General features: G+C 37.7%; 5 protein-coding genes. All 5 read right to left on the reverse strand.

Features of this window, described 5'->3' with window-relative positions; all coding sequences use genetic code 11:
* Nucleotides 1–1,061: MATE family efflux transporter (locus ACJMLH_RS09645; RefSeq protein WP_405277120.1), on the reverse strand; the 1,061-nt coding region annotated here is incomplete at its 3' end.
* Between the two features lie 4 nt (nt 1,062–1,065).
* A complete protein-coding gene (gene cca / locus ACJMLH_RS09650) occupies nt 1,066–2,433 on the reverse strand; it encodes a CCA tRNA nucleotidyltransferase (protein ID WP_405277122.1) in 1,368 nt (455 codons plus the stop codon).
* Nucleotides 2,434–2,437: 4 nt separating this feature from the next.
* Nucleotides 2,438–2,995: an RNA 2',3'-cyclic phosphodiesterase gene (gene thpR, locus ACJMLH_RS09655; RefSeq protein WP_405277124.1), complete on the reverse strand. Its 558-nt coding sequence runs from the start codon at nt 2,993–2,995 to the stop codon at nt 2,438–2,440.
* A gap of 8 nt (nt 2,996–3,003) precedes the next feature.
* Complete coding sequence (locus tag ACJMLH_RS09660; protein ID WP_405277126.1) at nt 3,004–4,134, reverse strand: 3-dehydroquinate synthase II; 1,131 nt, start codon at nt 4,132–4,134, stop codon at nt 3,004–3,006.
* A gap of 8 nt (nt 4,135–4,142) precedes the next feature.
* Entirely contained in the window at nt 4,143–4,934 is a 792-nt protein-coding gene (locus ACJMLH_RS09665) for a 2-amino-3,7-dideoxy-D-threo-hept-6-ulosonate synthase (RefSeq protein ID WP_405277128.1), read from the reverse strand.
* Between the last annotated feature and the right edge of the window lie 102 nt (nt 4,935–5,036).

Raw genomic sequence — 5,036 nt, forward strand, 5'->3', positions numbered from 1 at the left:
CTGTCTGATGAGTATGAAAATATGAATGACAGCGGATCTGCAAATATAAAGAGGAATGAACAGACTATAATTGATGAAATCATTCCCAATTTCAAACCGTAATTGAGTGCTGTTTTTAGATTTACAAGGTTTCTTGCACCATAAGCGGCTCCTCCAACAGTCAATGCGGCCACACCAATACCTATCATCGGTGATATTCCAATGGCAACCAGTCTCCATGTAGCAGTATATGCTGCAACGGCTATTGTCCCTGACAGTATTGTAAGCCAGTAATTCATTAGGATTGACACGAATGATATGATGAACTGCTCCAGACTGGCAGGAATTCCGACAACAAGTATGTCCTTATAAATCTGAAAATCCCTTTTGTATTCGCTCATCTTGACCTGTAAAAAGCTGTCTTTTTTTACAAACATCCAATACATCATCAAAAGCATTGGAATGACACCTGAAATAACAGTAGCTAATGCTGCACCTGTTACTCCCCATCCGATTACATAAATAAAAATCGGGTCAAGAATCATGTTTATGATAGCTGTAAACATCAACGGATAGGATGCTCTTCTGATTTCACCCTGTGACCTGAAAATTGCCGCCATCATCGCAGGAAGAAATACTGAAAATATACCTCCTATGACGATTGTACCGTAGGCCATGGTTTCACTGATAACCTCTCCGGCACCCATTACGAGCAGCAACGGTTTCAGAAATATCAAAAGTAAAATTGTAGTAATTACTGTTACAATAATACTCAGCATTATGGAATGAATTGCGCTGTTTCCCGCAGCTTCATAATCTTCAGCCCCTATGCAACGTGCTATAAGACTGTTTGAACCTGCACCCAAACCATTAGCAAATCCAACCAGTGCCAAAAATAGTGGGGTTACAAATCCGACGGCAGCAAGTGGATGCGGACCCAAACCTGCAACCCAAATGCCGTCAATAATATTATTAAGCATCATAAATAAGTTAGAAATAATGATAGGTACGGCTAACTTATTTATTGCTTGTTTTGGATGATTTACAATTAAATCTATTTCTTCAGTCTTATTAGAACTCATCACTTCACCTTACTATATACTGAGCAGGATTTATGAAATCATCCAAAAAGGTTATATAAAATTCATCTGATGCCAAATCTTCGATTGAAATGAATTCATAAGAGTTTACAATAGATTTCCTGAGGTTTTTTCCAACCTTTATTTTGCCTATGTGTTCTGTTGTAAACAGGTCTTCTATGAATTGCCTGACATCACTGAACTGTCTTTTCTGAGTGTGAACCAGAAAGTCATCGATAATGTGGCAGGTTTCAGGACCATATTTGGCTGTGAAGTTATTGCAAGCTTTATCCAAATATATTTTAGGACCATAATTGATTTTGATGTTATTAAGTTTTGATGAAGCCATTTCAAACAATATTACTGCGGTATCCTCTTCATTTGAAGCGTAATCTGCACAAAAGACATTGAATTCCTCATTAGCTATTTTGCCTGCAAGAGCTTCAGTTGTCATTTTAAGCTGCGGATGAAGTGTATCCAAAGGCATGTCAGGAATATCGAATTTTATTGCAATAAAATCGCTTCCCCTTTTTTCAAATTCATTCAAAATAGATTCTTTATCAATGTGTTTGTCCAGCGGATAGAAATAATCTCTCTTTTTGTCTGATGACAGGTAATTTCTTGCTGACTGTATGAATTCGGAGAACTTATTCAGTCTTAAGGCAGCACCTACATTACGGTTCTTATCTGTAGGGTCAATCATTATCAAAGGATCGTCAAATTGCCCTCCTGTTCCATAATCTTCCAAATCGATTATATGTCCATATTGCCATTTTGTAGCCGCTTTTAAAGTCTCTTCAAAGCTTCCGTATTTGATGATAAGAAGTTCACAAAGATAACCTGCAAATCCTCCGACCTTGAACTCTGAACCGTAAGTTCCTGTCATGTCCATAAATCTTTTTAAAAGTAAAACCTCATCACAGCCTTCAGAGGTCAAATGTCCCTTAACATATCTGGTGTGAAGGATTGTTCGGTCAACTGCTGATTTAAGCTGTGAACCGTCTTCTATTTCATAGCATGGAACCAAATCAACATCATAGCCTTCAATATCTGATTGTACATATGGATGTGATGCGAAGTGGTGTGATGCATCTCCATTAAAAGCATCACTACATTTATGAGCTAAATATAATCCTGTTTGCTTTAATCGGTCTTCACTGACCTCAAGAGGAAATGCCATGAATATGTCAATGTCGGATTTTCCCTTAAGTGCAGTGTGTTTTGCAACAGATCCAACAACAGCAATTTTTGCATTAATGTCTTCCTTCTTACATGTTTCATTTAAAAAATCTACCAGTTTATCTGACATTGCATCTATGTCATTCTGTTCTTCCTGTGTTGGTTTAATATCTTTTAATATTAGCTCATAATCCATATTATCACAATTCAAATATCTTTATATCATCGTAAATTGGTCCTTGAGGTGTCAATGTTGATTTTTTAAGAATTATCTTATCAACACACATCTCACCAATTTCAACTTCACTGAATTCTTCTATTTTTGATTTGACCTTATCTTTGCCTTTTGCAGATTTCATGCGGCCAATTGTCAGGTGTGTGGAGAATTTCCTATCCTTGTCAAAGCCCAATTTAACAAATTCCTTGTCAAGTTCATCGTGAAGCTGCTTAACGATTGCATCTTCATCCAATCCAAGCCATATGACCTTGATTCTGTTAGTGTTTGGAAATGCACCGCAGCCTTTGATTTTAACTGTAAATTTATCAAAGTTTGAAACTACATTTTCGATTTTTGAAGAAAGCAGGTCTATGCCTTCAGTATCGATATCGCCAAAGAATTTAAGGGTCAGATGCAGATTTTCCAGTTCAACATACTTGATTCTGGCATCGATTTGCTTAAACTCCTTAACTATCCTATACATCTTGGCTTTCAAATCTTCATCAACATCAATAGCAAGAAATGCTCTTAACTGACTCATTCTAACACCTATTGTTCAATGATAGTCTCATCAATAGCAATTCCGAAGTGGCGTGCATTGGATTCAATATAAACTTTAACCTTATCTCCAGGTTTGATGTCTGCAACTGAAAGAGGTTCGTTGTTTTCATCAACAATTCTGATGGTTTCCGCATTTTGAAGTAAAGTACGGATGATTTTTCCTTCATATTCTGCTTCGATTAATATTAAAGGCCTTCTTTCGATTTTGCTTCTTCCGACATATGCTGTTCTGGTTTCCCCTTCTGTGTTGACAATCAATACTTCATCTCCGGCTACAAGTTCGGAGAGGTATCTTGTCTTGTTTCCCGGAACCATAACATATGCCTGTACCGGACCTGCATTTACCCTGAATGGGCGTGAAGCGACATATTCACTTTCCAAAGATTCTGAGTGTACCAAAAACATTGATTTTGAATATGACCCTATAAGCATTCCTTCGCCCGGTTTCATCATGTCGGTTGTATCAACACATACTCTATCTCCTGAGCCCAATGGTTTCACATTTGTTACTGTAGCTATTTTCAAGTCATATTTTGCTTGTGATGCTTCAACTACCTCTTGTGCTATTTTTTTGGTTTGATTGAAGTCATTTGCTTCAAATATTACTCCATCGGTTCCGTGCTCCAGGGTTTCCAAAGCGACTTTGGCCCCATCAACATCACGCACTGCAGCTACGATTTGGACATCTTCCTTTTGAAGGTCTGCAATAATGTTTTCAAGGGGAATGATTGTCCAGTCAGTTCCAACCAATATGATGTAGTCGACAATCGGACCAAGTTTTACCGCCAGCTGTTCATGTGCCTTATCAGTGATTTTTATATATGCACAAACCTGTTTTCCTTCGTTTTTTGCTTTTTTTGCATTTGCAATATCGACAGAGTCTGCAAAGTTATCATTCAACTCTAAAACTCCATCTCCTTCACCGTTGATTCCAACCAGATAAATGTCTGCATCGTCACTGTTTGCGATTATCTTTACATTTCCCAGTTTTCTGATGTTTTCTATATCATCCAGGTCAAGGACATGGTCAATTCCTGATTCGAGAGCAGTAGTTATCATTTCCTTTTTGTCTTCCCACACCTCATCAGGAGTGCTAATCCATGCAAATTTATTTTGCATCAAATCACCTATTCTAAGAATTTTAAAGCTTCATCTACTTCTGCATCATGATGAACAATTTCTGAAATCGCACGGGTGATTTTTCCAGGGTTTTCAGCTTGGAACAAGTTACGTCCGAAAGCAACACCTGCTCCACCCACTTCAAGAGAATCTTTTACCATCTGTAACAATTCTTCATCAGTGTCTATTTTTGGTCCTCCTGCAATAACTACAGGTACAATTGCTCCTTCAACAACTTCCTTGAATGAATCAGGATCTCCTGTGTAGTTGGTTTTTACAATATCCACACCAAGTTCTGATCCTACACGGGCTGCGTGTTTTACGAATTCCACATCGTGTTCGTTTTCAACCTTTTGGCCTCTAGGATACATCATTGCTAAAAGGGGCATTCCCCAGTAGTCACAGGTTTCAGCTATTTCCCCTAATTCCTGCAACATCTGGCTTTCGGTATCTGAACCTAAGTTTACATGAATTGATACTGCATCTGCTCCAAGCTGAATGGCTTTTTCAACACTGGTTACGGTTACCTTATCATTTGGGTCAGGTGCAAGTGAAGTACTTGCAGACAAGTGTACAATAAGACCTATATCATTACCGTATCCTCTGTGTCCTTGTTTTACAATACCTTTATGCATTAAGATTGCATCTGCTCCGCCTTGGGAGATTTCTTCAACAGTTTCGTCCATATCTATGATTCCTGGAATAGGGCCGCTTGATACACCATGGTCCATCGGTGCGATTACAGTTCTTCCAGTATTTCTGTTAATGATTCTTTCTAAACGAATCTTTTTACCTATCATTTATATAACCTCTTTACTTATGAATAATATATCTCTTAATCAAAGTATATAATTTTAATTGTACATATCTAGACAGTCGATTAATCTTTAATTAAAAATTTT

The organism is Methanobrevibacter sp. (assembly GCF_045116495.1).
Taxonomy (GTDB): domain Archaea; phylum Methanobacteriota; class Methanobacteria; order Methanobacteriales; family Methanobacteriaceae; genus Methanocatella.